This window comes from Pseudomonas sp. ES3-33, from assembly GCF_000952175.1.
Classification (GTDB): Bacteria; Pseudomonadota; Gammaproteobacteria; order Pseudomonadales; family Pseudomonadaceae; genus Aquipseudomonas; species Aquipseudomonas gregormendelii.
In genome coordinates this window covers 1-25,744 of sequence record NZ_JZRI01000150.1, presented here as the reverse complement: position 1 = coordinate 25,744, position 25,744 = coordinate 1, and the positions used below count along the sequence as shown (strand labels likewise).

The following is a 25,744-nucleotide window of genomic DNA, read 5'->3' as shown; positions in this document are numbered from 1 at the left end:
TCCCATGACTTTCGCCTCCCTTGGCCTGATCGAACCCTTGCTGCGCTCTCTAGAGACGCTCGGCTACCAGACTCCTACGCCGGTTCAGGCGCAAGCCATCCCGGCGGTGCTGGCCGGTCGCGACCTGATGGCTGCGGCCCAGACCGGTACTGGCAAAACGGCCGGTTTTGCCCTGCCGCTCCTGCAACTGCTGGCCATGGAAGGGCCGAAAGTCACGGCCAACTCGGTACGCGCGCTGATCCTGGTGCCGACTCGCGAACTGGCCGAGCAGGTTCACGAGGCCGTGCGTCAGTACGCCGAAAACCTGCCGTTGAGTACGTATGCCGTGTACGGCGGCGTCAGTATCAACCCGCAGATGATGAAGCTGCGCAAAGGCGTGGACCTGTTGGTCGCAACACCGGGCCGTTTGCTGGACCTGTTCCGCCAGAACGCGCTCAAGTTCAACCAGCTGCAAACCCTGGTGCTGGACGAAGCCGATCGCATGCTCGACCTCGGCTTTTCCGAGGAGCTGGGCAACATCTACAAAGCGTTGCCGAAGAAGCGCCAGACGCTGCTGTTCTCCGCGACCTTCTCGGATGCAATTCGCACACTGGCCGGGCAAATGCTCAACGACCCGCTGCTCATCGAAGTCAGCCCGCGCAACGTGGCGGCCAACACGGTCAAGCAATGGGTGGTGACGGTCGACAAGAAGCGCAAGCCGGAGCTGTTCATTCATTTGCTGCGCAAGGGCAAGTGGAAACAGGTGCTGGTGTTCGCCAAGACCCGTAACGGTGTTGACGCGCTGGTGGAAAAACTCCAGGGCCTGGGCGTCAACGCCGACGGTATCCACGGCGACAAGCCGCAAGCGACCCGTCAGCGTGCGCTGGACCGGTTCAAGGCCAGCGAAGTGCAGATCCTGGTGGCTACTGACGTCGCGGCCCGTGGCCTGGACATCGAAGATTTGCCGCTGGTGGTCAACTTCGACCTGCCCATCGTTGCTGAAGACTATATTCACCGCATCGGTCGCACCGGCCGTGCGGGTGCGACCGGGCAGGCCATTTCCCTGGTCTGCGCCGATGAAGTGAATTTGCTGTCGGCCATCGAGACGTTGACGCGTCAGACGCTGCCACGGCAGATGGAGCATGATTTCGAACCTGAGCATCGCGTGCCGGACACCGATGCCAGCGGCCAGGTGGTCAAGAAGCCGAAAAAGCCGAAGAAGCCCAAGACTTCCGGCGGCGGCAAACGCAATCTGGGCAAGTGGGTCGAGAGCGGAGAAGCATCGACGCCAGAGCCTTCGATCAAGCCTGTGCGCAAGGTGCCGGTGTTTAATACCGGGCCGCGCAAGAAGAAACCTTAACGGGTGCGGTGTTAGTCAGGCCGCCATCGCGAGCAGGCTCGCGATGGACGCGCCTCGGCCTTCAATCCTTGCGCTGCAACCACTCCAGCATTCCCAGCCCCGCCGCCCGACCACTGGCGAAGCACGCGGTCAGCAGGTAGCCGCCAGTCGGCGCCTCCCAGTCCAGCATCTCACCGGCGCAAAACACTCCGGGGAGTTGCTTGAGCATCAGTCGCTCATCCATCGCTTCGAACCGCACGCCACCGGCGCTGCTGATCGCCTCGTCCAGCGGACGGGTTTTCACCAGGGTCAGGGGCAGCGCCTTGATGGCCTGGGCCAACCGCGCAGTGTCGGCAAAATCCACAGCGGCAACCTGCTCTCGCAGCAATGCCGCTTTCACCCCATCGATCCCCAGCTGACTGTGCAGGTGCTTGGACATGGAGCGCGAGCCGCGGGGTTTATCCAGTGCTGCCTGGATTTTATCCACAGGCCGTCCCGGCAGCAGATCAATATGCACAGTGGCCGCGCCATCCCGATTGATGGCTTGGCGAATCGGCGCTGACAGGGCGTAGATCAGGCTGCCTTCAATTCCGGTCGCCGTGATCACGCATTCGCCCAGGCGCGGCACGTCGTCATCCAGGCCAATGGCGATGTTTTTCAGCGGCGCGCCAGCGAATTTACTGACCATCAAATCGCTCCAGGCCTGCACCTCGAAGCCGCAATTGCTCGGTTGCAACGGTGCCAGCTGCACCCCGCACTGTTCCAGGGGCAGCATCCAGGCGCCATCCGAGCCGAGTCGCGCCCAGCTGCCACCGCCCATGGCGAGCAGCGTAGCGTCTGGCGTAATGGTTTTTTCGCCCTCGGGGCTGTCGATGCGCGATCCACCCTGCGCATCCCAGCCGAGCCAGCGGTGGCGGGTGTGGATAACTACGCCGGCTTCGCGCAGACGTTTGAGCCAGGCGCGCAGCAGCGGGGCGGCTTTCATGTCTGTGGGAAATACTCGGCCGGAGCTGCCGACAAAGGTCTCAATGCCCAGGTCATGTATCCATTGGCACAGCGCGTCGGCGCCAAATGCGCGCAGCAGTGGTGCGATTTGCGGAGCGCGTTCGGCATAGCGCGACAGAAAGGCCGGATAGGCTTCGGAATGGGTGATGTTCATGCCCCCGACCCCGGCCAACAGGAATTTGCGCCCCACCGACGGCATGCCGTCGTACAGGTCGACCTTGCAACCGGCCCGGCTCAACATTTCGGCGGCCATCAAGCCGGCGGGGCCCCCGCCGATGATGGCGACTTGCGGGGGGAGGGTGGTCGAGGGTTGGGTCATCTTCAACGCTGCGCAGTGGCGGAATAGGGCGGGCATTCTACCAGCCCGACACACGCTCTTGTGGGCCCGGGCCAAGCCCGCTTGCACGGGCGATTAATTGTGTGTTCGAGAGTGGTCAAAAAACAACCAGTGCTTTGCACGCCATAGCCAGTATGGCTTGCAGCGCCTTTCACTCAGGTTATCCACAGGCAGTTCCACAGGCATTGTGGGTAACCAGCCACACCTCAGTGACAACCTGATGACTGCCAGACCCGCTGGGCGCTGTGATGCAGAATCCCATGGCGCCGCGCCAGGGCCTTGCGGTCTTTGCTGTAGCCCCCACCAATGACTCCGACCACGGGAATGTCCCGGCCCAGGCAATGGCGCATCACGCTTTCGTCGCGGGCGGCGACGCCTTCGTCCGTCAGCTTCAGGTAGCCAAGGGCGTCGTCCTTGTGCACGTCGACCCCGGCGTCATACAGCACCAGGTCCGGCTGGTAGAGCGGCAGCAGATAATTGAGCGCATCGTCCACGACCTTCAGGTAAGCGGCATCGCCCATGCCCATCGGTAATGGAATGTCCCAGTCACTTTCGGCTTTGCGTGCAGGAAAATTCTTTTCGCAGTGCAGGGAAACAGTGACCGCGTCCGGGGTGTTGTGCAGGATGCGTGCAGTCCCATCGCCCTGGTGCACGTCGCAATCGAAGATCAGCACCCGATTCACCCGGCCACTTTCCAGCAAATAGCGGCTGATAACCGCCAGATCGTTAAAAATGCAGAATCCGGCTGGATAATCGTAGTGCGCATGGTGGGTGCCACCGGCCAGGTGGCAGGCGAGCCCGTGTTTCAGCGCCTGCTCCGCTGCCAGCAGCGAGCCGCCGACTGCCCGCACGGTGCGCCGGGCCAGGGCTTCGCTCCAGGGCAGGCCAAGGCGGCGCTGGTCTTCGCGGGACAACTCGCCTTCCATGTAGCGCGCGATGTATCCGGGGTCATGTGCCAGGGCGAGAATTTGCGACGGGCACAGTTGCGGGCGCAGCAGGTCGGCGTCCCGGGTCAGGCCGCTGTCCACCAGGTGGTCACGCAGCAAGCGGAACTTGTCCATGGGGAAGCGGTGGTCCGCCGGGAAGTCGGGACTGTAGTCTTCGTGGTAGATCAACGGCAGCGGCATGGCGGTTTTATCTGGAAGGAACGCAGGAAAGAATCAGGGATCCTACCAGCGATCTAGACTTGCGACATGGAAACGGGAGCACGATGGAGCCGATACTGGAACTCGAGAGCGCGCGACTGTTGTTGCGACAATGGAGCGATGCGGATTTGCCTGAGTTTGCGGCCATGTGCGCCGATCCGCAGGTGATGCGCTATTTTCCGGCGCCGTTGAGCCGTCTGGAAAGTGCGTCGCTGATCGGGCGCATTCGTGGCCACTTTGCCGAGCACGGGTTCGGCCTGTGGGCGCTGGAGCGCAAGGACACCGGTGCGTTTATCGGCTTTACCGGCCTGGGCGTGGTGGGTTTCGATGCGCCATTTACCCCGGCGGTCGAGATAGGCTGGCGGCTGGCGCGTGAACATTGGGGGCTGGGTTACGCCAGCGAAGCGGCCTGGACCGCTCTGCGCTGCGGCTTTGACCGCCTCGGGCTGAACGAGGTGGTGGCGTTTACCGCGCAAGCCAATCTGCCGTCGGAGAAAGTCATGCAAGCCATCGGAATGCACCATGATTCAGCCGATGACTTCGATCATCCCAAGCTCGCCGCCGGACATCCACTGGAGCACCATGTGTTGTATCGCATCAGCCGTGAACAATGGCTGCAAACCCTGCATGGCTAAGCCGGCGCGGACGTTTACAATGGCTCCCATGATGGCGCTGGCCAGAAATTGAATTGTTCGTCGCAGCCAAGACTGCGCGGCATTGTGTTGTGTTAGGAGAGTCTGAATGAGCCAAGTGTTGGATGATCTGGTCGACCTGTTGACCCTGGAATCAATCGAAGAAAACCTGTTTCGCGGCCGCAGCCAGGATTTGGGTTTTCGCCAGTTGTTCGGCGGCCAGGTCATCGGGCAGTCCCTTTCGGCAGCCAGTCAGACAGTGGAAGAGGCGCGCCATGTGCACTCGATGCACGGTTACTTCCTGCGTCCGGGGGACTCTGCGCTGCCGGTGGTGTATCAGGTCGATCGAGTGCGTGATGGCGGCAGTTTCAGCACCCGCCGGGTGACGGCAATCCAGAAGGGCAACCCGATTTTCACCTGCAGCGCCTCGTTCCAGTACGACGAAAAGGGCTTCGAGCACCAGGCACAGATGCCGGTGGTGGTCGGCCCGGAAAACCTGCCGTCGGAGCTCGAACTCACCCAGCAGCGTGCTCACCTGATTCCGGAACACATGCGCGAAAAGCTGCTGTGCCCCAAGCCCATCGAATTTCGTCCGGTGACCGAGGAAGACCCCTACAACCCGCAACCCTCAGATCCCGTCAAGTACGTCTGGTTTCGCGCCGACGGCGCCTTGGCCGACACCCCGGCGCTGCATAAATATCTGATGGCCTACGCCTCGGATTTCGGCTTGTTGACCACCTCGACGCAGCCCCATGGCAAGTCGGTGTGGCATCAGGACATGCAGGTGGCCAGCCTTGATCACGCGCTGTGGTTCCACGCCGATCTGCGTGCCGATGACTGGCTGCTGTACGCGATGGACAGCCCTTGGGCGGGCAATTCCCGCGGTTTCTCCCGGGGCAGCGTGTTCAATCGCGCCGGGCAACTGGTGGCCTCGGTGACCCAGGAAGGCCTGATCCGTCACCGCAAGGACTGGGCATGAGCCTGGCGGCGGTGCGGCACTGGGTGTTCGACATGGACGGCACCCTGACGGTGGCCGTGCATGACTTCGCGGCTATCCGCGTGGCATTGGCCATCCCCGCCGAGGACGACATCCTGACTCATCTCGCGGCGCTGCCGGCGCAGGAAGCCGCCGCCAAGCACGCGTGGTTGCTGGAGCACGAGCGCGACCTGGCCCTGGGTTCGAAACCGGCACCGGGTGCCGTGGAACTGGTGCGCGAGTTGGCCGGACGCGGCTATCGCCTGGGTATCCTGACGCGCAATGCCCGCGAGCTGGCGCACGTCACGCTGGAGGCGATCGGCCTGGCCGACTGCTTTGCGGTCGAGGATGTGCTGGGGCGCGACGAAGCGCCGCCGAAACCTCATCCAGGAGGCCTGCTCAAATTAGCCGATGCGTGGAAGGTCCCGACAAGCGAGATGGTGATGGTTGGCGATTACCGGTTTGACCTGGATTGTGGGAGAGCGGCCGGAGCGCGCACGGTGCTGGTGAACTTGCCGGATAATCCGTGGCCGGAGTTGACCGATTGGCATGCGGTGGATTGTGTGGCGTTGCGCGAAATGCTTTCGGCTTGAGGTGCCCATCGCGGGCAAGCCTTGCTCCCACAGAGTGAGCGGTGCCGCCATTGAAAGGGGGATACGCGAAATCTGTGGGAGCAACGCTTGCCCGCGATGGCTGCATTCGCCGCACTGCAAATGCTACTGACCAAAGAGCGCTTTGCGCCCCTCAGGCGAGGTAAACATCCCATCCCCATCATGCCCGACGCCGGGCACTTCGATCAGTTGCTGATTCAAACCCTGGGGATGGTCGCGCTTCAAATACTCAAAATAACTGCGCCCGCGCGCCAAACGATTCGCACCCTGGGCTTTGGCTTCGCAGCTTTTATCCAGGGCTGGATGATTCGGATCGATATCCTGCTGGCCCAGCAAGTAAATGACATCGCGTTTGACGTAACTGGCCTTTAGCGTCGCGGGCGTCTGGCCCTCGGCATACGCGGGCAGATCCGCCAGCCCGTATTTCCAGCGATTGTAATCCGCACAGCCGGCGTGGCTGAACGCCACCGGACGACGTTCATCGAAATAGGCGTAGGAAGACGGGTTGGCAATCACATAACGCACCCGAACTCCGGCGGCGTCGAGTTCCGGCTGATCATGACCCAGCAGCGCATAACGCTGGACCACCTGAGCCCCGCCAGAGTGTCCGGCGATCACCACTTCCTTGAGCGCCGGAAACTGTTGCCGGTCAGCGAACCGGCCAATGATCTGGTCCATTGCCCCGTACGAACTGAGGGCAAAAGGCGCCGTGGACAATCCACCGGCCATCCATTCATTGCCTTGCCAACGCAAAACCGTGTCGGCCAATGGATGTAGCGCGACGTCGGATTCATTGAGAAATTGCGGGGCGATCACCAACGTGGTCGACGCCTGTCCCGCTTGCTCGGCCGCGTGTTCAGCGGTTTTGCGGTAAGTTTCGGCGTTGCGTAGCCGGCCATGGACGATGATCAGCACGCGCTCGATGGTCGCCGGTGCCGGGCCGATACCGACTGCCATTTCGCCTTCCTTCAACAACAGGCGACCGGGGCTGATGTCTCGCACACCGTGGTCGGCAGCCTGGGAACTGGTGCAGGTGATCAACAGGACCAGCCACCACTTGTTCATCTACAGGTTTTTCGCGGCGAAGGTGTCGCACTGGCTGATCTGGCCCTGGGCGAACCCGGTTTTGAACCAGCGTACCCGTTGCGCCGAAGTGCCATGGGTGAACGAGTCCGGAACCACGCGACCCTGGCCGCGCTGTTGCAGGCGGTCGTCGCCAATGGCGTTGGCCGCATTCAAGGCTTCTTCGATGTCGCCGGGTTCGAGCCAGTTCAGCCTTTGCTGGGCATTATTGGCCCACACGCCGGCCAGGCAATCGGCCTGAAGTTCCTGGCGTACCAGCAAACCGCCATCGCCTTCCATTTGCCGCCCTTGCTGGCGAGCAGCCTGTATTTTTGCCGAGACGCCGAGCAGGGTCTGCACATGGTGGCCAACTTCGTGAGCGATCACATAGGCCTGCGCAAAGTCACCGGCTGCGGAAAAACGCTGCGACATTTCCTGGAAGAAGCTGGTGTCCAGGTAGACCTTCTGATCCGCCGGGCAATAGAACGGCCCGGTGGCCGAGGTGGCCATCCCGCAGGCAGAGTTGACCCTGCCGCTGAACATCACCAGGGTCGGATCCTTGTACTGCCGGCCGGCCTGCTGAAAAATCTGGCCCCAGGTGTCTTCGGTATCGCCGAGAATCGAGCGTACAAATTCGGCGCCTTCGTCATTGGCCGGTGGCGCCTTGCGGCTCTGGTTGGTGGCGGGTGCCGACTGTTCGCTCATCTGCCCGGTCAATTGCCCGAGAATCTGCAGTGGGTCCTGGCCGGTGATCCAGCCTATGCCGACAATCAGGATGATCGCCGTCAGGCTCAGCCCTTTGCCGCCACCGAAGCGCATCCCACCGCCACCACCGCCCACGTCATCTCCACGGGCGTCGACCACATTGTCGCTGCGCCGGCCTTTTTTCCATAGCATGGGTGAGCCCTCTTTCCTTAATCTGATGAAGATGCGTGGTGATGAGTGTTGCTGGTGTGCAGGAGCCGCGCCAGTCCGGTCGTCTGACAGCTCCGGGCAGAACCGGTTCCAGATTTCGCATTCGCAGCATTGTCTTTTAGAATCGATAAAACCTTTCTCGTGGAACCTCTCATGGCCGGCAGTCAGATCGAACGCGTTTTCAGCGTGCTGGAAACCCTTACCGGTGAACCCAAGGGCGTACCGATGCAGGTATTGGCCGAACAGCTGGGAATTCCCAAGAGTGCCACCCACCGTTTGCTGACCGAGCTGATCCGCCTGGGTTATGTGCGGCAGAATCCGGATAACCTGCGCTATCACTTATCGACCAGGCTGGTCGCCATGGGCTTTCGCTACCTGTCTCGCAGCGGCGGCGATATCGTCCAGCCGGTACTCGATCGACTGGCCGAGGAAACGGGCGAACTGGTTCGCCTGGGTGTGATCTCGGGGGAGCGACTGACCTGGATCGCCAAATCCCAGGGCGCTCGTTCCGGCTTGCGTTATGACCCCGACATGGGGCGCGATGCCCCACTGTTCTATACCGCCTCGGGGCATGCGTGGCTGGCGAGCCTGTCCGATGCCGAAGCCCTGGCGCTGGTCGAGCGCCAGGGCGGCGACACATTGCCAGCACCCGGGCCGAACGCGCCGCGTTCGAACATTGAACTGCTGGAGCGTCTGCGCCAGGGACGCGAACAGGGTTATGCCTGGGTAGAGGAGAGTTCGGGGGTGGGGACCTCGGCCATTGCCGCAGTGGTGCGCCATCCGCTGGATGCGCGGGTGATAGGCGTGCTGAGTCTTGCCGGCCCCAGCGCTCGGTTGCCAGGTGCGCGGTTGCACGATCTGGCGCCGCTGCTGTTGCAGTTCACCGAAGAGCTGTCGGCGGCCAGCCAGGCGTCGGAGTTTTTCAACGGTTGATTGTTCCAGGCGAGCGCAATGGCCGTAATGGAAAAACTGTACGCTGTTCGCACGCTTTCTCGGCCTGTTAGTTTGAAAAAATGGAACAAGGTTCTAGAATATTGATCCATTGGCTTGTTATTCCTTTCAGAGAGCATCGCCTTGACGTCACGTATCAGCACTCCGCTCTCCGGCGTCAACCAACCCTTCAAGGGCATCTTGCTGATCGTTGTCGCGACCTTCCTGTTTTCCAGTCACGACGCGTTGTCAAAATACCTGTCGGGTTTCTATCCAATCGTCATGGTGGTGTGGGCCCGTTATATGGTGCACACCTTGTTGATGGCGGGGATCTTCCTGCCGCAGTCGGGCTTGCGCGTGCTGCGTACCAAACGCCCGCTGCTGCAGCTGGTCAGGGCCTTGTGCCTGCTCGGCACCAGTCTGTTTTTTACCACCGGCCTGCAGTACATCCCCCTGGCGGAAGCTACGGCAGTCAACTTTCTGGCCCCGGTGCTGGTCACGGCACTGTCGGTGCCACTGCTGCGCGAGCACGTGACCCGCGGCCAGTGGATCGCGGTGATCTGCGGATTCATCGGCGTGTTGATCATCGTTCACCCGGGTGGTGAGCTGTTCACGCCGGCGGTGCTGCTGCCCTTGTGCTCGGCGCTGTTTTTCTGTTTTTACCAGTTGTTGACCCGCAAGCTCAGCGAGATCGACAGCCCGACCACCAGCAACTTCTTCGCCGGTTTGTGCAACACCCTGGTGATGAGCGCGCTGGTACCGTTTTTCTGGCAGGTACCGACCCTGGGTCACGGGTTGCTCATGGTGGCGCTGGGGGCTTGCGGGATGACCGCGCACTTGTTCCTGACCCAGGCATTCCGCTACGCGGCCCCGGCGTTGCTGGCGCCTTTCGGTTATTGCCAGATCGTCTTCGCCGGGTTGCTGGGCTGGCTGCTGTTCTCCCACACACCGACCCTGACCACGATCATCGGGATTGCGGTGATCTGTTGCAGCGGGTTGGCAGCGGTGTGGCAACAGAGTCGCCGCTAGAGAGCGTGGGCAGGCCTGGAATCAGGCCTGCCGCGGGAGATTTCAGTCGATAACGGAAGGGATCTTGCGCGGCGCCATGAAGTACATCCAGATCAGCGCGATGAAGTACATCGCCGGAATCATGGTGAACAGTACGGTGTAGTTGTTGTTGGTGATGGTCAGGATATGGCCAACCAGCTGGGTCATGAACATCCCGCCAATCGCGGCGCACATGCCGCCGAAACCGAACACGGTACTCATCATGTGCTTGGGCGTGTAGTCCATCACCAGGCTCCAGATATTCGCCGTCCAGGCCTGGTGCGCGCCGATGGCCAGCGAGATCGCGGCTACGGCAACCCACAAACTGCTGGAACCTGCCGCCATGACCACGCCGACGATGCAGCAGGCAAACAGGAACATGGACATCAGTCGCGCCTTGATCGGATTGATCCCGCGGCCAATCAGGAACGAAGACAGGATCCCGCCGCCGACGCTACCGAAGTCAGCCGTCACATAGATGATGATCAGCGGGATGCCCATCTGGGTCACGTTGATCCCCAGGTTGTATTGCTGGTTAAGGAACGGTGGCAGCCAGTACAGGTAGAACCAGAACACCGGCGCAGTCATCGAGTAAGCGAGGGCGAAGGCCCATGTGCCGCGCATGCGCAGGATTTTCGAGAAGGGCACGCGGGTTTGTTCCGGCTCGACCTCCTGCTGGATGTAGTCCAGTTCCGATTGTCTGACGCCTGGATGATCTTCCGGGTTGAAGTACTTCAAACCCCAGAACAACAACCAGATCCCGCCCAGTGCCGACATGCACAGGAATGCGGCCTGCCAGCCCCACACGTGCAGAATCAGCGGCAGCAGCATAGGGGTGAACATCGCGCCGACGTTGGTCCCGGCATTGAAGATCCCGGTGGCCACGGCGCGTTCGCCGGCGGGAAACCACAGCCGGGTGGTCTTGACGCAGGCCGGATAGTTGGCGGCTTCGGTTAGCCCGAGGATGAACCTGCAGACCATGAAGCCGACCGCCGAAGTGGCCAGGCCATGCGCGCCGGTCGCCAGGCTCCACAACAGGACGGCGCAGAAGAACACCCGTTTTACGCCGACCCGATCAATCAACCGGCCCTGCAGGACAAAGCCGATGGCGTAGCCGACCTGGAACCAGAAGTTGATGTTGGCGTAATCCATCGCCGTCCAGCTCATCTCCTTGGCCAGGATCGGCTGCATGACGCCCAGTGCGGCGCGGTCGATATAGTTCAGCGTTGTAGCGAAAAACACCAGTGCCAGCATGCCCCAGCGGGTCTTGCCGACTGCCATGGCGCCTCGAACCTTGTCGCCAATGCCACCGGTGGCAGGAATCATGGAGGAACGCTCCACGGAAGAGCTTTGAGAAGGAGTCATTTAAGCCACCGATTATTTTTATGTGGTGTTTTGAATCTATGTTCATCGGGCCGACCTGTGACCGCACCCAATGTGGAGTCGATGTTGGGCAGTGGACGAAAAATCGTCAATTCGCCAAGCGGCATTTTGTTCGATAATCGCACATAAAACTAACCGGATAGTACACTTTGAATTGCTGTGCGAGACTGCCAGCCTAATAATTCCCCTCAACAGAAATGTACGGTCTCCCTGTAGGAGCTGCCGAGTGAAACGAGGCTGCGATCTTTTGACTTTGTTTTGATCGCCAGATCAAAAGATCGCAGCCTCGTTTCACTCGACAGCTCCTACGCTGGGAGCATGCAATACCCCCAATAAGATCTCCACCACCGGGAGTCGAAAGATGCAGCGTTCCATTGCCACCGTGTCCTTGAGCGGTACCCTGCCGGAAAAACTCGAAGCCATTGCCGCCGCCGGCTTTGACGGGGTGGAGATTTTCGAGAACGACCTTCTCTACTACGACGGCAGTCCGCGGGAAATTAAACAGATGTGTGCCGATCTCGGCATCGCCATCACACTGTTCCAGCCTTTTCGCGACTTCGAAGGATGCCGCCGCGACCGCCTGCCGCGTAACCTGGAGCGTGCCGAGCGCAAGTTCGACCTGATGCAGGAACTGGGTACCGACCTGGTGCTGGTGTGCAGCAACGCCTCGGCCGACTCCCTGGGTGATGAACAGATTCTGGTCGACGACTTGCGCCTGCTGGCCGAGCGCGCAGGTGCCCGAGGCCTGCGCATCGGCTACGAAGCGCTCGCCTGGGGACGGCACGTCAACACCTGGCAGCAGGTCTGGAACATTGTGCGTCAGGCCGATCATCCGAGTCTCGGCGTGCTGCTTGACAGCTTCCACACCTTGTCACTCAAGGGTGATCCTGCGGCGATCGCGCAGATTCCCGGCGACAAGATCTTCTTTGTGCAGATGGCCGACGCGCCGATCCTGGCCATGGATGTGCTGGAATGGAGCCGGCACTTCCGTTGCTTCCCAGGCCAGGGTGAATTCGATCTTCCCGGCTTCCTCGCACCGATCATCAAGAGCGGTTACACCGGGCCACTTTCGCTGGAAATTTTCAACGACGGCTTCCGCGCCGCGCCACCTCGGGCCAACGCCGCCGATGGCCTGCGCTCGCTGCTGTATCTTGAAGAGAAAACCCGCGAGCGCCTCGCGCAGGAGGCCAAGCCGGTGGCCAGCCCTGAAATTTTGTTCGAAACGCCCAAGGCCAGCGAGTACAACGGCATCGAATTTCTCGAATTCGCGGTGGACGAAAGCCTTGGCGCCAAGCTTTCCCATTGGCTGGAGCGGCTGGGCTTCGTCAAGGCCGGGCAGCATCGCTCCAAGAGCGTGAGCCTGTTGCGTCAAGGCGACATCAACCTGATCCTCAACTCCGAGCCTTACTCCTTCGCCCACAGTTTTTTCGAAGCCCACGGCCCTTCGCTGTGCGCCACCGCCGTGCGGGTGAAAGACAGCGGCAGTGCCCTGGCTCGCGCGGTCGCCTACAAGGGCCAGCCCTATCGTGGGCTGGTAGGCCCCAACGAGCTTGAACTGGCCGCAGTGCGCGCGCCGGATGGCAGCCTGATCTATCTGGTCGACCAGCATGCCGACGTCTATGGCACCGACTTCCACCTGCAACCGGTCGCCCAGGCGAGCGGCGGGCTCAAGCGTATCGACCATATGGCCATGGCGCTGCCGGCTGACAGCCTCGACAGCTGGGTGCTGTTCTACAAGAGCCTGCTGGATTTTGAAGCGGACGACGAAGTGGTGCTGCCCGATCCTTATGGCCTGGTGAAAAGCCGGGCATTGCGCAGCCGCGACAGCTCGATCCGTCTGCCGCTCAATATCTCCGAGAACCGCAACACCGCGATCTCCCACGCTTTGTCGAGTTATCGCGGTTCCGGTGTGCATCACATCGCGTTTGACTGCGATGATATTTTTGCTGAGGTCAGTCGTGCGAAAGAGGCCGGGGTGCCGCTGCTGGATATTCCGCTCAACTATTACGATGACCTGGCTGCGCGCTTCGATTTCGACGACGAATTCCTCAGCGAACTGGCGTACTTCAACGTGCTGTACGACCGTGATGCCCAGGGTGGCGAGCTGTTTCACGTGTACACCGAGCCGTTTGAAGGGCGATTTTTCTTCGAGATCATCCAGCGCAAGAACGGCTATGCCGGATACGGCGCGGCCAACGTCGCCGTGCGTTTGGCTGCCATGGCCAAGTCGCGCAGCGGGGCCGTGCGTCAGGCAAAGTTGTAGGAAATTGGTAAGCCCCAGTGCAAACCCATGCCGTGCGGCTTCCTTCGCCGTGCGGCGCGGCCCATAATCGCCGCCTGTGCAGTGATGGCCGTGAGCCCGCGATGACAATAACTTCAGAACTCTCCGCAGCGCCTGACAAATCCCTTGCCGAGCCGCGCAAGAGCCGAAAGAACAACCCGGAAAAGACCCGCGAGAACATTCTTCAAGAGGCCATTGTCGAGTTCGTGCAGCAGGGGCTTTCCGGCGCGCGGGTCGATGCGATCGCCGAGCGCATCCACACCTCCAAGCGCATGATCTATTACTACTTCGGGAGTAAGGAACAGCTCTACGTCGAGGTGCTGGAAAAGTTGTACGGCGACATCCGCAGCACTGAAAACCGCCTGCACCTGACCGAACTGCCCCCGGTGGAAGCGATCCGGCGCCTGGTGGAGTTCACGTTCGACCACCATGACCGCAACGTCGATTTCGTGCGCATCGTGAGCATCGAGAACATTCACAACGCCGAATACGTGAAGCGCTCCGATGCGATCAAGACCATGAACAACACGGTGCTCGATTCACTGGGCGTCATTCTGCGCCGTGGTGCCGAGGAGGGCGTGTTCCGTGCGGGTCTCGACCCGCTGGACGTGCATCTGCTGATGAGTTCGTTCTGCTTCTACCGAGTGTCGAACCGCCATACTTTCGGCGAGATTTTCCAGATCGACCTGCCGGATGAAGGCATCAAGCAGCGCCATCGGGAAATGATCTGCGAGTCGGTCCTGCGCTACCTCAAGGCATGAACCCAGGATCGCAGCCTCTGCCGAACGCTGCGATCTGTTCTTCCTGTGTTTACCCGACCATCCCCTGGAAATGCGCCAGCATCCGCTGCGCATCGGGCGCCACGCCACTGAACAGCTCAAACGCCTTCACCGCCTGAAACACCGCCATGTTGCCGCCGTCCAGGGTCCGGCATCCCAGGGCGCGGGCCTGGCGCAGCAGTTCAGTCTCCAGCGGGAAGTAGACGATCTCCGCCACCCACAATTCCCGGCGCAGCAATTCCACCGGCACCGGCGTGCCCGGCAGTTTTTTCATGCCCATGGGCGTGGTGTTCACCAGGCCGTCGGCCAAGGCGAGGGCGCCAGGTAAATCTTGCCCGGCAACCGCGCGGCCAGCACCGAAATGCTGGTTGAGATTATCTGCCAGCGCTTGGGCGCGACGGATCTCCACATCAAAAATGCTCAGCAGCTGTGCGCCTTCGCTCAGCAGCGCGTGGGCCACCGCCGCACCGGCTCCGCCAGCACCCATCTGCACCACGCGTGCCACGCCAACGTCCGGCAAGCCGCGGCGAAAACCTTCGGCAAATCCCAGGCAGTCGGTGTTATGGCCGATGCGTTTACCTTCCTTCAGCACTACGGTGTTTACCGCGCCAATTCCCCGGGCTTCCGGCGACAGTTCGTCAAGCAGGGGAATGATGGTTTGCTTGCAGGGGAAGGTAATGTTCAGCCCCGTGAAGTTCATGCGCTCGGCGGCCAGCAGCAGGTCGGGCAGGGCGCCGCTGTCGAGTTGCAACTGGTCGAGATCGATCAGGCGATAGAGGTAGCGCAAGCCCTGGGCATCGCCCTCCTGTTCGTGCAGCGCCGGAGTGCGCGACGCCTGGATGCCAGCGCCGATCAGGCCGGCCAGTACCACGTTATGCGGGTCCATGGTGCTCACCCTTTCAACTGCTGGCGAAAGTGCTCCAGTGCCAGGCGATAACCATGGCTGCCGAAACCGGCCATCACCGCCATGGCCACCGCAGAGACGAACGAGTGGTGACGAAAGGGTTCACGGGCATGAACGTTGGACAGATGAACCTCGATCACTGGCAATTCACTGGCTACCAGGGCATCACGGATCGCGACCGAGGTATGGGTCCAGGCTGCTGGATTGATCACGATGCCTGCGCAGCGCCCGCGGGCGGCGTGAATCCAGTCCAGCAGTTCACCTTCATGATTGGTCTGGCGGAATTCCACTCGCAGTCCGAATTCTTCTGCGGCGCGACCGCACAGCGCGGAAATGTCCGCCAGGGTCTCATGGCCATAGGTGGCCGGTTCGCGGGTGCCTAGCAGATTCAGGTTTGGGCCGTTAAGCACCAGGACGATAGGGTCCATGGGTATCTCCACTTATTATTGTTGGCGTTGGCCGATGGTCTCAGCCTGTGGAGATAAAATGTACTAGATGGTTAATTTGGTCAATTGACGAGGTGCGCCCGTTAGCATTTGTGTGCGGTGATCGGACGACTTTTCATCGCGGCAGCTGCTCCACCAGGAAATCGATGAACGCCCGCAGCCGCAGTGGTACATGGCGGCTCTGGGGATAGAGCAGGGTAAACGGCCTTGAACGTCCACCGTAGGGTTTGAGCACTTCCACCAGCGAGCCGTCGGCCAACTCCTTTTCAACGATAAAGCGATAAGTCTGAAACAACCCCGCGCCGTGTTTTGCCAGGGTCACGCCGCCCAGCACGTCGTCGGAGCAACTGAGATTGCCTTGGGCCAGAAGCTCGACAGGCGTGCCACCGTCATTGAACAACCAGGCAATGCGCCGGCCGCTGCTGGGTAATTCGTACTGAATGCATTCGTGCCGTGACAGGTCGTCCAGGGTCTGCGGCACGCCCGCCTGCTTGAGGTAGTCGGGGCTGGCAATCATCACCAGGGCGGCATCTTCAAGTGGTCGGGCGATCAGGCCGGAGTCCGGGATGGCCCGCACGCGAATCGCCATGTCATAACCTTCTCCTACGAAATCGATATTGCGGTTACTGATGTGCACTTGCACCTTCACATCGGGAAAGCGCGCCCTGAAGGCTGGCAGTAGCGGCAGGATGCGGTGATGGCCATACGTGGTGGGAATGCTGATGCGCAACGTGCCTGAAGGTTGCTGCTGCTGGCCCATGACCTCGCGCTGCGCCTCAACAAGCTGTGCCAGCGCCTGGCGACATTCTTCGTAGTAGCGCCGGCCGCTGTCGGTGAGCTTGACGCTACGAGTGGTACGCGCGAACAACCGCACCCCAAGGCGCTCTTCCATGCGCGACACCGAGCGACTCACCGCCGCCGGCGTCACCCCCGCCACCAGCGCCGCCGCGGTAAAACTGCCAGCCTCGGCAGCCAGGCAAAACAGCTCAATGCTGCCCAACTGGAGATCGTCAAAGAGTCGCTGCATGGTTAATTACACCGTGGATCAAGTGAAGCTGATTCTGTACCGATCATGCTGGGAGGTGAAAGGATTGCTTACTTATTAGCGTGCCTTTCCCCAGGCTTGCGGCGAGCTCAGGCGCTAGCCTGAGGGGTAGGATTTCGATTCGGCTCGCCGCGCCGATCGTCGAATTTTACGAGGATAGGATCAGGATATTGATCCAATAACCTAACGGATGGGTTAGTATGAATGTATGTCGCTACAAGGGACTTTCACTGGTGATTATGCTGCGCGATGAACACTGCCCTCCGCATGCACATGTGAATGCCGGGATCTGGAGCGTGGAGATCGAACTTTGAAAACGATAAAAGCAAAAACACTGGTGGATCAGCCAGTGACCGAGGCAGCACTGGACGAGGCGATCGAGCGTGGGCAGTTGAGGCAACAAAACGGCCTTCAGGCAATTGCGGTCACCCACGAGGCATCGCGTCTGACCGTGAGTTTCGAAGACGGTAGCGGCGTGTTGCTGCCCGTGAAGCTCTACGCTGAGTTCGATGATTTCTGCGCCGAGGACTTTTCAGCTTTGACTGTCGGGTTTTCGGGGACCGCCCTGTGTCATGAGGGCAAGGACCTGCAGGTGTCGATTGCCGGGATGATCTCTGCCAGCAAACCGTTGATGGCCATGGCCGCTTCCGTCGCCGCTTCGCGCAATGGCCGGCAAAGCAGCGCCGCGAAGTCTGCTGCAGCTCGGGCCAATGGCAAGAAAGGCGGGCGCCCGCGCAAAGTGGATGCGGTGCTTTAGGCGCGCACAAAAAAGCCGTCAGGACGACGGCTTGTTTGATGTTGGCTGTTGAACTCAGCGCCGGGTCAGCATGACGCCGGATTCCATGTGATGGGTCCATGGGAACTGGTCGAACATTGCGCAACGGGTGATGCGGTGCGTGTCGTGCAACTGGGCGATGTTGGCTGCCAGGGTTTCCGGGTTGCAGGAAATGTACAGAATGTTGTCGAAACGCCGAGTCAGTTCGCAGGTGTCCGGGTCCATGCCGGCGCGCGGCGGGTCGACGAAGACACTGCCAAATTCGTAACTCTTGAGGTCGATGCCTTGCAGGCGACGGAATGGCCGCACTTCGTTCAAGGCTTCGGTCAGTTCTTCGGCAGACAGGCGCACCAGGGTGACGTTATCCACCGCGTTTTCGCTGAGATTGCTCAGTGCCGCATTGACTGAAGACTTGCTGATTTCGGTCGCCAGTGCCTTGCGCACGCGGGTCGCGAGGGGCAGGGTGAAGTTGCCGTTGCCGCAATACAGTTCGAGCAAATCGTCCGGGCGATCGCCCAGGGATTCATACGCCCAGTTGAGCATCTTCTGGTTCACGGTGCCGTTGGGCTGGGTGAATGCGCCTTCGGGCTGGCGGTAGCTGAAGGTGCGGCCGCCCACTTCGAGCTTTTCCACCACGTAATCGCGACCGATGACTTCGCGCTTACCCTTTGAGCGGCCAATCACACTCACATTCAGGTCAGCTGCCAATTTCGACGCGGCGGCTTGCCAGTGCTCGTCCAGCGGACGGTGGTAACACAGAGTGATCATCGCGTCGCCGGCCAGGGTGGTCAAAAACTCCACCTGGAACAACTTGTTACTCAAGGGCGCGCTGGCTTGCCAGGCGGCTTTAAGTTGCGGCATCAGTTGATTGATGCGCAGGCTGGCGATCGGAAAGGCTTCGATCAGGATCGGCGTGCGTTTGTCTTCCGGGGAAAACATGGCGTAATGACGTTCGCCGGCTTCGCGCCACAAGCGAAACTCGGCACGCAGCCGGAAGTTCTGCAGCGGCGAGTCGAACACGGTCGGTTCAGGTGCATCGAACGGGGCCAGCAGGTCACGCAGGCGTGTGACCTTGTCTTCGAGCTGAGCAGCGTAGGCCTGGGAATCAAAAGTCATGCGTTGAACCAACCCAACTTGATCACGAACAGAATCGACAGAATCACCAGCGCCGGATTGAGCTCACGGGCGCGGCCGGACAGCAACTTGATCGCGGTCCAGGAGATGAAACCGAAGGCGATGCCGTTGGCGATGGAATAAGTGAACGGCATGGCCAGGGTGGTCACCACGACCGGTGCCGCTACGGTGATGTCGTCCCAGTCTATTTCGGCCAGGCCGGATGTCATCAGCACTGCGACGAACAGCAGTGCCGGAGCGGTTGCGAACGCCGGAACGCTGGCGGCCAGTGGCGAGAAGAACAGCGCCAGCAGGAACAGGATCGCCACCACCACGGCCGTCAGGCCAGTACGGCCACCAGCACTCACACCGGCTGCGGATTCGATGTAGCTGGTGGTCGTCGAGGTGCCCAGCAGCGAACCGGCCATGGCCGCGGTGCTGTCGGCGATGAGCGCACGGCCCATCTTCGGCATGTGGCCGTCCTTGCCCATCAGGCCGGCGCGCTTGGCGACGCCGATCAGGGTGCCGGAGTTGTCGAATAGATCGACGAACAGGAAGGCGAAAATAACGCTGACCAGACCGATGTCCAGTGCGCCCTTGATATCCAGTTGCAGGAAGGTTGGCGCCAGGGATGGCGGCATCGACATCACGCCACCAAAGGGCGTGAACCCCAAGGCGATGGAGGCGATGGTGACCACCAGGATGCCGATCAGCACCGCGCCACGGATTTTCAGGGCTTCGAGGGCGACGATCAGGGCAAAGCCCAGGGTCGCGAGAATCGGTGCCGGCTGCTTCAGGTCGCCAAGGCCGACCATGGTCGCCGGGTTACTGACCACGATGCCGGCGTTATGCAGGGCAATCAACGCCAGGAACAGGCCGATGCCGGCGGCAATGGCTGAACGCAGTGGCAACGGGATGCTGTTGATGATCCATTCGCGGATCCGGAAGATCGACAGCAGGAAGAACAGCACCGCCGAGATGAATACCGCGCCCAACGCCACTTGCCAGGTGTGGCCCATGTGCAGCACGACGGTATAGGTGAAGAAGGCATTCAGGCCCATGCCCGGTGCCAGCGCGATCGGATAGTTGGCGATCAGGCCCATCACGGTGGAGCCGATGGCTGCTGCCAGGCAGGTCGCGACGAACACCGCGCCCTTGTCCATGCCGGTCTCGCCGAGAATGCTCGGGTTGACGAACAGGATGTAGGCCATGGCCAGGAAGGTCGTGATACCCGCAAGAATCTCGGTCCGCACGTTGGTGTTGTGTGCCTTGAGTTGAAACAGCCTTTCCAGCATGTCTGCTCCCCGTGGCGCGCCGGGCGCCGTGAATGTATCGACCTCAACAGCAAAGCACAGACCGTGAAAGGGGCCCGTTAATTTTCTGTGGGTCGGAAAAAGCCGCGCATCATACCAGCAGTGTGGGGCTGTGGCTGCTTATGGCTGCGATCGTCGTCGATGTTTTACGTTCAGGCCAAGTGCGCCATACTGCGCGCCGGCATTCGGGACAATGGGACTTGCATGAACAGGCGTCTGGCGGGGGTATTCGCGATGGTCATCGCCTCTTTGGCGGGGGGGCAGGCGGTGTGGGCTGCTTCGGCGCCGGCGCTGAGCCTGGTCAAGGTGGTCAAGGTCGAGTCGCCGGCCTGTGGCTTTGAAGACATTGCACCCGGCCAGGAACAGACCCGCTGTAATCACAGCGGGCCGAGCATCAAGGTGTATGTGCTGGAAGTCGGCTACGGACGCGCGGCGCGGGTCGGTCTGGACGGGTTTGATCTCAACGGTACCCGTACGCCGGTCTGCGCCTTTGATAACGGCAACCTGACAGAATGCACCGTCGGCAGGAAAACCGTAGGCTACCTCTACGTCTTCGATCTGGCGGGCAAGCAGGAGGGAACGTTCACCTTCAGCAACACCTCAATCAACGCGCCGGGCAATACCCTGGCGACGCAGCTTTACATCAAGTAACCGCCCGCCCAGACAGCAGGCGCGAAAGCTGACTACGCTCTAAAGATCTTTCAGTGGATGTCGCCCATGACCTTTAGAACCCTGATTACCCTCGCCGAGGGCATCGATGATCTGCAAGCAGTGACGTTGGTCGATGTGCTGCGCCGCGCCAAGGTGGAAGTGGTGGTGGCCAGTATCGAGGGCCGGCGCATGCTGACCTGTGCCCGTGGTACCCGCTTGACCGCCGATGCCATGCTGGTGGATTTGCTCGCGCAGCCCTTCGACCTCATCGCACTGCCCGGCGGCGCGGTGGGCGCGCAGCATCTGGCAGCCCATCAGCCCCTGCAACAACTGATCAAGGATCAGGCGGCCGCCGGTCGCCTGTTCGCCGCTATTGCCGAGTCTCCGGCGCTGGCGCTGCAAAATGCGGGGGTGTTGCGACAGCGCCGTATGACCTGCCTGCCCTCAGCCAGCCATCAATTGTCGGGCTGCAATTTTGTCGATCAGCCGGTGGTGGTCGACGGTAACTGCATCACCGCCCAAGGGTCGGGCGCGGCGCTGGCATTTGCCCTGGCCCTGGTGGAACAGCTCTGTGGCAAGGCGACACGCACGGCGGTGGCGGCAGAATTGCTGGTTTGACACCGCAGATCAATCCCCTTGAACGCTGTTCGCCACGCGAAGTCGTACCCCTTATGACGGCGGTTTGCCAAAACGCCGCGACTAGACGACCAATCGTGAGGTGTATATGAGCGCAACCAATGACGACGCCACGCCAGCGTCATATGCCCGCCATCCACTGGGTTTGACGCTCAATGGCCAGGCGCGTCAGCTTGAGGTCCTGCCCTGGACCACCTTGCTGGACCTGCTGCGGGAACAACTGGACCTGATCGGCACGAAAAAAGGCTGTGACCACGGCCAATGCGGTGCCTGCACCGTATTGCTCAACGGCAAGCGGGTGAATGCCTGCCTGACGTTGGCGGTGATGTGCGACGGTGCCGAGTTGACCACTATCGAAGGCCTTGCCGAGGGTGAACAGCTGCATCCGATGCAACAGGCGTTCATCAAGCACGATGCCTTCCAGTGCGGGTATTGCACGCCAGGGCAGATCTGCTCTGCCGTCGGGCTGGCCAACGAAGGACGGGCCAACAGCCAGGCAGACATCAAGGAGTTGATGAGCGGCAACCTGTGCCGCTGCGGCGCCTACAGTAATATTCGCGATGCCATCGAAGAGGCGCTTCCTGTCTGCCGCGCCAACGCCGGGCAAGGGGGTGGCCAATGAATCCCTTCCAGTACAGCAAGCCTGAATCGGTGCAGGACGCGGTGCATCTCGCCGGTCCCGCATCCCGCTTCATTGCCGGCGGCACCAACCTGCTGGACCTGATGAAGGAAGACGTCACTCGTCCCGAGCACCTGATCGACATCACCGGCCTGCCACTGCGCGAAGTGCGCGAAACGGCTGGAGGCGGGCTGATGATTGGCGCGCTGGTCAGCAATGCCGACCTGGCCTGGCACCCGTTGATCGAACAACGTTACCCTCTGTTGTCCCAGGCGATACTGGCCGGGGCATCGCCGCAGTTGCGCAACATGGCCAGCACGGGTGGCAACTTGCTGCAGCGCACGCGCTGTTATTACTTCTACGATGCCAGCGTGCCGTGCAACAAGCGCGAACCCGGCAGCGGCTGTCCGGCGCGGGACGGGTTGAACCGTATCCATGCGATCTTCGGTGCCAGCGCCCAGTGCGTCGCTACTCACCCGTCGGATATGTGCGTGGCATTGGCGGCACTGGAAGCCGTGGTGCATGTGCAGGGTCGTGGCGGGCCGCGCACGATCGAATTTGCCGACTTCCACCGCCTGCCAGGCGATGCGCCCGAGCGCGACAATCAACTGGCCGACGATGAATTGATCACGAGCATTGAACTGCCTGCCACCGGATTCGCCGACTGCAGCCATTACCTCAAGATTCGCGACCGCGCCTCCTATGCTTTTGCCCTGGTTTCGGTGGCCGCTGCGCTGGAGCTGGACGGGCCGGTCATTCGTCAGGCACGCCTGGTGCTGGGCGGCGTGGCGCACAAGCCGTGGCGCGACAAGTCGGTGGAAAACGCCCTGGTGGGCAAGACCGTCAGCCGCGAAACCTTCACCGCTGCCGCCGATACGCTGCTGCGAAACGCCGAACCGCTTGAGCACAACGCTTTCAAAGTCAAACTGGCGCGCCGGGCGATTGTCCGTGCGCTGAGCGACGCCGCGCTGGGAGGGCAAGCTTGATGAATACTTTCACTCAACCGATGGGCCAGCCGCTGGACCGGGTCGATGGCCACCTCAAGGTCACCGGCCAGGCACGGTATGCCGGGGAGTTTCCCGAGCAGGGCCTGCTGCATGGGAGCGTGGTCTCGAGCCCTGTCGCTTGCGGGCGCGTGCTGACGATTGATGCCTCGGCAGCCCTGGCATTGCCCGGCGTCGTTGCCGTGATCGATCATACGAACCGCCCCCACATAGCCAGCTATGACAAGGATTATGAGGACGCGGACTCCGCCGAAGGCTCACCTTTTCGTCCACTCTACAACGATCAAATCCTCTACAGCGGTCAGCCGCTCGCGCTGGTGATAGCCGACAATCTGGAACTGGCGCGACATGCCGGTTCGCTGGTGCGGATCGAATATGAAAGCGCGGGCCATCAAACCGATCTCCTGTCGATGCAGGGTGAAGCTCATCCTGCGCCCGCCGAGTTGCCCAAGCCCCGCGGGAATTTCCAGGCGGAGTTCGCTGGTGCGGCTCTGAGTCTCGACCTGCACTACAGCACGCCGATAGAGCATCACAACCCGATGGAGCCGCACGCCAGTACCGTGCTCTATCAGGCCGATGGCACCCTGCACATTCACGACAAGACCCAGGGGCCGCAGAACTGTCAGTCCTATGTGCAAAAAGTCTTTGGCCTGGAAAAAGAGCAGGTGCGGATTTTCGCCGCCTTTGTCGGTGGTGCCTTTGGTTCGGGCTTGCGTCCGCAATACCAATTGCCACTCGCTGTGATGGCCGCGCTCAAACTCAAGCGTTCGGTACGCGTGACCCTGACTCGCCAGCAGATGTTCACCTTTGGCTACCGGCCTCGCACCTTGCAGCGCCTGCAACTGGGTGCTGCGGCTAACGGCCGTTTGTTGGCCGTGGGGCACACTGCAATCGGCCAGACCTCGCGCTTTGAAGACTTCACCGAGCACGTGGTGGAGTGGAGCGGCATGCTTTATCACTGCGACAACGTGCAGCTGACTTACAAGCTGGTGCCACTGGATGTCTTCACGCCGCTGGACATGCGCGCCCCAGGCGCGGCACTCGGCCTGATCGGCCTGGAGTGCGCCATGGACGAGCTGGCCTGCGCCCTGGCGATCGACCCGGTGCAGCTGCGGTTGATCAACTATGCAGAGCGCAACCAGAACGAAGATAAGCCGTACTCGAGCAAGGAGCTGCGTGCCTGCTACGAGCAGGGTGCCGAACGCTTCGGCTGGAACCAGCGCAACCCCGAACCGCGCAGCATGCGTCACGATCGGCAGTTGGTCGGCTGGGGCATGGCCGGGGGTGTCTGGGAAGCCATGCAACAGAAAGCCAGCGCCAAGGCCAGTATCGACCACAACGGCAAGCTGACCGTCAGCAGCGCAACCACTGACATCGGCACCGGGACCTACACCGTCATGACTCAGATCGCCGCCCAGGCCTCAGGTGTTGCGGTGCAGGACGTCACCTTTGTGCTCGGTGACTCTTCACTGCCCACCGCGCCACTGCAGGGCGGCTCCTTTACCGTTTCCTCGGTCGGCACAGCGGTTCAGCAGGCGTGCGCGGCACTGCAGGAAAAACTGCTGGCAGTTGCCCGGCAGACCCATCCGGCATTCGCCGCCGTCACTTCTGAACAGGCCGTGTTCGAAGCCGGGCAGTTGCGCTATGGGGAGTCGCGCACCTCCCTGGCCGAGCTGGTGCGCAGCAGCGGCGAAGCGACCCTGGAGGTCCAGGTGGATGCCGAGCCCGACAAGAAGCGCGAAGCGTACGCCACGGCCACGCATTCGGCGGTGTTCGTCGAAGTATTGGTCGATGAAGACCTGGGCACCGTGAAGGTCAATCGCGTGGTCAGTGCCATCGCCGCCGGCCGGGTGGTGAACCCGAAAATGGCCCGCAGCCAGATCCTCGGCGGCGTGGTCTGGGGGATCGGCATGGCGCTGCACGAGGAAACCCAGACTGATCATGCACTGGGTCGGCACATGAACCACAGCCTCGCCGAATACCACATTCCGGTGAATGCCGACATCGGTGACATCGACGTACTGTTCGTCGAAGAGCACGACGAGATCGTCAATGCCCTGGGTTCCAAGGGCGTGGGGGAAATCGGCATCGTGGGTGTCGCGGCAGCGGTGGCCAACGCGATTTACCATGCCACGGGCAAAAGGGTGCGCGACTTCCCCATCACCCTCGACAAGCTGCTCTAAACCCTGGCCTCTTGCGCCGGTACATGCATGCGGTCGCGGTGGGCCAGGGTCGGGAACAGTTTGATCCAGACCCCGGTCACCACCAGCGTACCGATTCCGCCCATGACCACGGCGGGAACGGTGCCGAACCAGTGAGCTGTGAGGCCGGATTCGAACTCGCCCAACTGATTCGAAGCGCCGATGAACAACCCGTTCACGGCGCTCACCCGGCCGCGCATTTCGTCAGGGGTTTCAAGCTGTACGAAGGAAGCGCGGATGACCATGCTGATCATGTCCGCTGCGCCGAGCACCACCAGTACAGCCAGGGAAAACCAGAATGAGGTCGACAGGCCGAAGGCTATGGTGGCGACGCCAAACACGCCCACCGCCGTGAACATCACCCGGCCAACCTGGCGATCCACGGAAAACCGTGCGAGCCACAGCGACATCAGCAGCGCGCCCACCGCCGGCGCAGAGCGCAACAGGCCCAGGCCCCAGGGCCCGGTCAGCAGGATGTCCTTGGCAAATACCGGTAGCAGGGCGGTCGCACCTCCAAGCAGCACGGCAAACAGATCCAGGGAAATCGCCCCGAGGATGTCCGGTCGACTGCGAATGAAACGAATACCCGCCAATAACCTGTCTCTTATACACATCT

The 25,744-nt window shown here is 61.3% G+C and carries 25 protein-coding genes and 1 pseudogene; 15 read left to right on the top strand and 11 right to left on the bottom strand.

The window, feature by feature from the left end:
• The first annotated feature begins 4 nt into the window (after positions 1-4).
• The gene (locus UB23_RS25695; protein WP_045062058.1) at positions 5-1,339 is read left to right on the top strand and encodes a DEAD/DEAH box helicase; all 1,335 of its coding nucleotides are present in this window, start codon (positions 5-7) and stop codon (positions 1,337-1,339) included.
• Between the two features lie 61 nt (positions 1,340-1,400).
• Here UB23_RS25695 and UB23_RS25690 read toward each other — a convergent pair whose 3' ends face one another.
• Positions 1,401-2,642, bottom strand: coding sequence for a TIGR03862 family flavoprotein (locus tag UB23_RS25690; protein WP_177328598.1), 1,242 nt, complete (start codon positions 2,640-2,642; stop codon positions 1,401-1,403).
• Positions 2,643-2,866: 224 nt separating this feature from the next.
• The gene (locus tag UB23_RS25685) at positions 2,867-3,787 is read right to left on the bottom strand and encodes a histone deacetylase family protein (protein WP_045062056.1); all 921 of its coding nucleotides are present in this window, start codon (positions 3,785-3,787) and stop codon (positions 2,867-2,869) included.
• Between the two features lie 83 nt (positions 3,788-3,870).
• On the opposite strand from UB23_RS25685, the gene UB23_RS25680 reads away from it, so the two are divergent.
• The 3 genes from UB23_RS25680 to UB23_RS25670 all read left to right on the top strand — a co-directional run bounded on the left by UB23_RS25680 (position 3,871) and on the right by UB23_RS25670 (position 6,006).
• A complete protein-coding gene (locus UB23_RS25680; RefSeq protein WP_045062055.1) occupies positions 3,871-4,440 on the top strand; it encodes a GNAT family N-acetyltransferase in 570 nt (189 codons plus the stop codon).
• A gap of 106 nt (positions 4,441-4,546) precedes the next feature.
• Positions 4,547-5,416 carry an acyl-CoA thioesterase II gene (gene tesB, locus UB23_RS25675; RefSeq protein ID WP_045062054.1) on the top strand — a complete coding sequence of 290 codons (870 nt, stop codon included), beginning with the start codon at positions 4,547-4,549 and terminating at the stop codon, positions 5,414-5,416.
• Entirely contained in the window at positions 5,413-6,006 is a 594-nt protein-coding gene (locus UB23_RS25670) for an HAD family hydrolase (protein WP_045062053.1), read from the top strand. The genes tesB and UB23_RS25670 overlap by 4 nt, the downstream gene beginning before the upstream one ends.
• 123 nt (positions 6,007-6,129) lie before the next feature.
• Here the strand turns inward: UB23_RS25670 and UB23_RS25665 are convergent, their stop codons facing one another.
• Together UB23_RS25665 and ypfJ are read right to left on the bottom strand one after the other, a co-directional pair.
• Positions 6,130-7,089 carry a lipoprotein gene (locus UB23_RS25665; protein ID WP_045062052.1) on the bottom strand — a complete coding sequence of 320 codons (960 nt, stop codon included), beginning with the start codon at positions 7,087-7,089 and terminating at the stop codon, positions 6,130-6,132.
• Positions 7,090-7,983 carry a KPN_02809 family neutral zinc metallopeptidase gene (ypfJ, locus tag UB23_RS25660; RefSeq protein WP_045062051.1) on the bottom strand — a complete coding sequence of 298 codons (894 nt, stop codon included), beginning with the start codon at positions 7,981-7,983 and terminating at the stop codon, positions 7,090-7,092.
• A gap of 171 nt (positions 7,984-8,154) precedes the next feature.
• Here ypfJ and UB23_RS25655 point away from each other — a divergent pair, with 171 nt between their 5' ends.
• Positions 8,155-8,934, top strand: a complete 780-nt coding sequence (locus tag UB23_RS25655; RefSeq protein WP_045062050.1) for an IclR family transcriptional regulator — start codon at positions 8,155-8,157, stop codon at positions 8,932-8,934.
• Between the two features lie 141 nt (positions 8,935-9,075).
• Entirely contained in the window at positions 9,076-9,960 is an 885-nt protein-coding gene (locus tag UB23_RS25650) for a DMT family transporter (protein WP_045062049.1), read from the top strand.
• A gap of 42 nt (positions 9,961-10,002) precedes the next feature.
• Here the strand turns inward: UB23_RS25650 and UB23_RS25645 are convergent, their stop codons facing one another.
• Positions 10,003-11,304, bottom strand: a complete 1,302-nt coding sequence (locus UB23_RS25645) for an MFS transporter (RefSeq protein WP_236695888.1) — start codon at positions 11,302-11,304, stop codon at positions 10,003-10,005.
• 418 nt (positions 11,305-11,722) lie between these two features.
• On the opposite strand from UB23_RS25645, the gene quiC reads away from it, so the two are divergent.
• Together quiC and UB23_RS25635 are read left to right on the top strand one after the other, a co-directional pair.
• Entirely contained in the window at positions 11,723-13,624 is a 1,902-nt protein-coding gene (quiC, locus tag UB23_RS25640) for a 3-dehydroshikimate dehydratase QuiC (protein WP_045062047.1), read from the top strand.
• A 101-nt stretch (positions 13,625-13,725) separates the two neighbouring features.
• Positions 13,726-14,403 carry a TetR/AcrR family transcriptional regulator gene (locus tag UB23_RS25635; protein ID WP_045062046.1) on the top strand — a complete coding sequence of 226 codons (678 nt, stop codon included), beginning with the start codon at positions 13,726-13,728 and terminating at the stop codon, positions 14,401-14,403.
• A 49-nt stretch (positions 14,404-14,452) separates the two neighbouring features.
• Here the strand turns inward: UB23_RS25635 and UB23_RS25630 are convergent, their stop codons facing one another.
• From UB23_RS25630 to UB23_RS25620, 3 genes are all read right to left on the bottom strand, one after another.
• On the bottom strand, positions 14,453-15,307 hold the full coding sequence (locus UB23_RS25630) for a shikimate dehydrogenase (protein WP_045062045.1): 855 nt from the start codon (positions 15,305-15,307) through the stop codon (positions 14,453-14,455).
• A gap of 5 nt (positions 15,308-15,312) precedes the next feature.
• A complete protein-coding gene (gene aroQ, locus UB23_RS25625) occupies positions 15,313-15,753 on the bottom strand; it encodes a type II 3-dehydroquinate dehydratase (RefSeq protein ID WP_045062044.1) in 441 nt (146 codons plus the stop codon).
• A gap of 133 nt (positions 15,754-15,886) precedes the next feature.
• The gene (locus UB23_RS25620; RefSeq protein ID WP_045062043.1) at positions 15,887-16,798 is read right to left on the bottom strand and encodes a LysR family transcriptional regulator; all 912 of its coding nucleotides are present in this window, start codon (positions 16,796-16,798) and stop codon (positions 15,887-15,889) included.
• Positions 16,799-17,016: 218 nt separating this feature from the next.
• On the opposite strand from UB23_RS25620, the pseudogene UB23_RS30425 reads away from it, so the two are divergent.
• Both UB23_RS30425 and UB23_RS25615 read left to right on the top strand, forming a co-directional pair.
• Positions 17,017-17,124, top strand: a pseudogene (locus UB23_RS30425) (DUF4160 domain-containing protein); the annotation flags it as partial.
• 2 nt (positions 17,125-17,126) lie between these two features.
• The gene (locus UB23_RS25615; protein WP_045062042.1) at positions 17,127-17,573 is read left to right on the top strand and encodes a DUF2442 domain-containing protein; all 447 of its coding nucleotides are present in this window, start codon (positions 17,127-17,129) and stop codon (positions 17,571-17,573) included.
• A 54-nt stretch (positions 17,574-17,627) separates the two neighbouring features.
• Here the strand turns inward: UB23_RS25615 and trmA are convergent, their stop codons facing one another.
• Positions 17,628-18,707, bottom strand: coding sequence for a tRNA (uridine(54)-C5)-methyltransferase TrmA (gene trmA / locus UB23_RS25610; RefSeq protein WP_045062041.1), 1,080 nt, complete (start codon positions 18,705-18,707; stop codon positions 17,628-17,630).
• Positions 18,704-19,999 (bottom strand): NCS2 family permease, encoded by a 1,296-nt coding sequence (locus tag UB23_RS25605; RefSeq protein WP_045062040.1) that lies wholly within the window; start codon positions 19,997-19,999, stop codon positions 18,704-18,706. Before UB23_RS25605 ends, trmA begins: the two co-directional genes overlap by 4 nt.
• 222 nt (positions 20,000-20,221) lie before the next feature.
• Here UB23_RS25605 and UB23_RS25600 point away from each other — a divergent pair, with 222 nt between their 5' ends.
• The 5 genes from UB23_RS25600 to UB23_RS25580 all read left to right on the top strand — a co-directional run bounded on the left by UB23_RS25600 (position 20,222) and on the right by UB23_RS25580 (position 25,110).
• The gene (locus UB23_RS25600) at positions 20,222-20,668 is read left to right on the top strand and encodes a DUF4879 domain-containing protein (RefSeq protein WP_045062099.1); all 447 of its coding nucleotides are present in this window, start codon (positions 20,222-20,224) and stop codon (positions 20,666-20,668) included.
• A 66-nt stretch (positions 20,669-20,734) separates the two neighbouring features.
• A complete protein-coding gene (locus tag UB23_RS25595) occupies positions 20,735-21,286 on the top strand; it encodes a DJ-1 family glyoxalase III (protein ID WP_045062039.1) in 552 nt (183 codons plus the stop codon).
• 106 nt (positions 21,287-21,392) lie between these two features.
• Positions 21,393-21,926: a (2Fe-2S)-binding protein gene (locus tag UB23_RS25590; protein ID WP_045062038.1), complete on the top strand. Its 534-nt coding sequence runs from the start codon at positions 21,393-21,395 to the stop codon at positions 21,924-21,926.
• Positions 21,923-22,909 carry an FAD binding domain-containing protein gene (locus UB23_RS25585; protein ID WP_045062037.1) on the top strand — a complete coding sequence of 329 codons (987 nt, stop codon included), beginning with the start codon at positions 21,923-21,925 and terminating at the stop codon, positions 22,907-22,909. Before UB23_RS25590 ends, UB23_RS25585 begins: the two co-directional genes overlap by 4 nt.
• Positions 22,909-25,110 (top strand): xanthine dehydrogenase family protein molybdopterin-binding subunit, encoded by a 2,202-nt coding sequence (locus UB23_RS25580; RefSeq protein ID WP_045062036.1) that lies wholly within the window; start codon positions 22,909-22,911, stop codon positions 25,108-25,110. Before UB23_RS25585 ends, UB23_RS25580 begins: the two co-directional genes overlap by 1 nt.
• On the opposite strand, the gene UB23_RS25575 is transcribed toward UB23_RS25580, so the two are convergent.
• Positions 25,107-25,744 (bottom strand): MFS transporter (locus tag UB23_RS25575; protein ID WP_045062035.1); only part of this gene is annotated, 638 nt, incomplete at its 5' end. The two genes, UB23_RS25580 and UB23_RS25575, sit on opposite strands and share 4 nt — an antisense overlap.

Excerpts from the sequence above, each read along its gene's own strand:
- UB23_RS25655 (WP_045062050.1), top strand. The coding sequence starts at position 8,155 with ATGGCCGGCAGTCAGATCGAACGCGTTTTCAGCGTGCTGGAAACCCTT.
- tesB (WP_045062054.1), top strand. The coding sequence starts at position 4,547 with ATGAGCCAAGTGTTGGATGATCTGGTCGACCTGTTGACCCTGGAATCA.
- UB23_RS25595 (WP_045062039.1), top strand. The coding sequence starts at position 20,735 with ATGACCTTTAGAACCCTGATTACCCTCGCCGAGGGCATCGATGATCTG.
- UB23_RS25600 (WP_045062099.1), top strand. The coding sequence starts at position 20,222 with ATGAACAGGCGTCTGGCGGGGGTATTCGCGATGGTCATCGCCTCTTTG.
- quiC (WP_045062047.1), top strand. The coding sequence starts at position 11,723 with ATGCAGCGTTCCATTGCCACCGTGTCCTTGAGCGGTACCCTGCCGGAA.
- UB23_RS25695 (WP_045062058.1), top strand. The coding sequence starts at position 5 with ATGACTTTCGCCTCCCTTGGCCTGATCGAACCCTTGCTGCGCTCTCTA.
- UB23_RS25630 (WP_045062045.1), bottom strand. The coding sequence starts at position 15,307 with ATGGACCCGCATAACGTGGTACTGGCCGGCCTGATCGGCGCTGGCATC.
- ypfJ (WP_045062051.1), bottom strand. The coding sequence starts at position 7,983 with ATGCTATGGAAAAAAGGCCGGCGCAGCGACAATGTGGTCGACGCCCGT.
- UB23_RS25620 (WP_045062043.1), bottom strand. The coding sequence starts at position 16,798 with ATGCAGCGACTCTTTGACGATCTCCAGTTGGGCAGCATTGAGCTGTTT.
- UB23_RS25585 (WP_045062037.1), top strand. The coding sequence starts at position 21,923 with ATGAATCCCTTCCAGTACAGCAAGCCTGAATCGGTGCAGGACGCGGTG.
- UB23_RS25665 (WP_045062052.1), bottom strand. The coding sequence starts at position 7,089 with ATGAACAAGTGGTGGCTGGTCCTGTTGATCACCTGCACCAGTTCCCAG.
- UB23_RS25685 (WP_045062056.1), bottom strand. The coding sequence starts at position 3,787 with ATGCCGCTGCCGTTGATCTACCACGAAGACTACAGTCCCGACTTCCCG.
- UB23_RS25645 (WP_236695888.1), bottom strand. The coding sequence starts at position 11,304 with ATGATTCCTGCCACCGGTGGCATTGGCGACAAGGTTCGAGGCGCCATG.
- UB23_RS25680 (WP_045062055.1), top strand. The coding sequence starts at position 3,871 with ATGGAGCCGATACTGGAACTCGAGAGCGCGCGACTGTTGTTGCGACAA.
- UB23_RS25690 (WP_177328598.1), bottom strand. The coding sequence starts at position 2,642 with ATGACCCAACCCTCGACCACCCTCCCCCCGCAAGTCGCCATCATCGGC.
- UB23_RS25670 (WP_045062053.1), top strand. The coding sequence starts at position 5,413 with ATGAGCCTGGCGGCGGTGCGGCACTGGGTGTTCGACATGGACGGCACC.
- UB23_RS25580 (WP_045062036.1), top strand. The coding sequence starts at position 22,909 with ATGAATACTTTCACTCAACCGATGGGCCAGCCGCTGGACCGGGTCGAT.
- UB23_RS25635 (WP_045062046.1), top strand. The coding sequence starts at position 13,726 with ATGACAATAACTTCAGAACTCTCCGCAGCGCCTGACAAATCCCTTGCC.
- UB23_RS25590 (WP_045062038.1), top strand. The coding sequence starts at position 21,393 with ATGAGCGCAACCAATGACGACGCCACGCCAGCGTCATATGCCCGCCAT.
- aroQ (WP_045062044.1), bottom strand. The coding sequence starts at position 15,753 with ATGGACCCTATCGTCCTGGTGCTTAACGGCCCAAACCTGAATCTGCTA.
- UB23_RS25605 (WP_045062040.1), bottom strand. The coding sequence starts at position 19,999 with ATGCTGGAAAGGCTGTTTCAACTCAAGGCACACAACACCAACGTGCGG.
- trmA (WP_045062041.1), bottom strand. The coding sequence starts at position 18,707 with ATGACTTTTGATTCCCAGGCCTACGCTGCTCAGCTCGAAGACAAGGTC.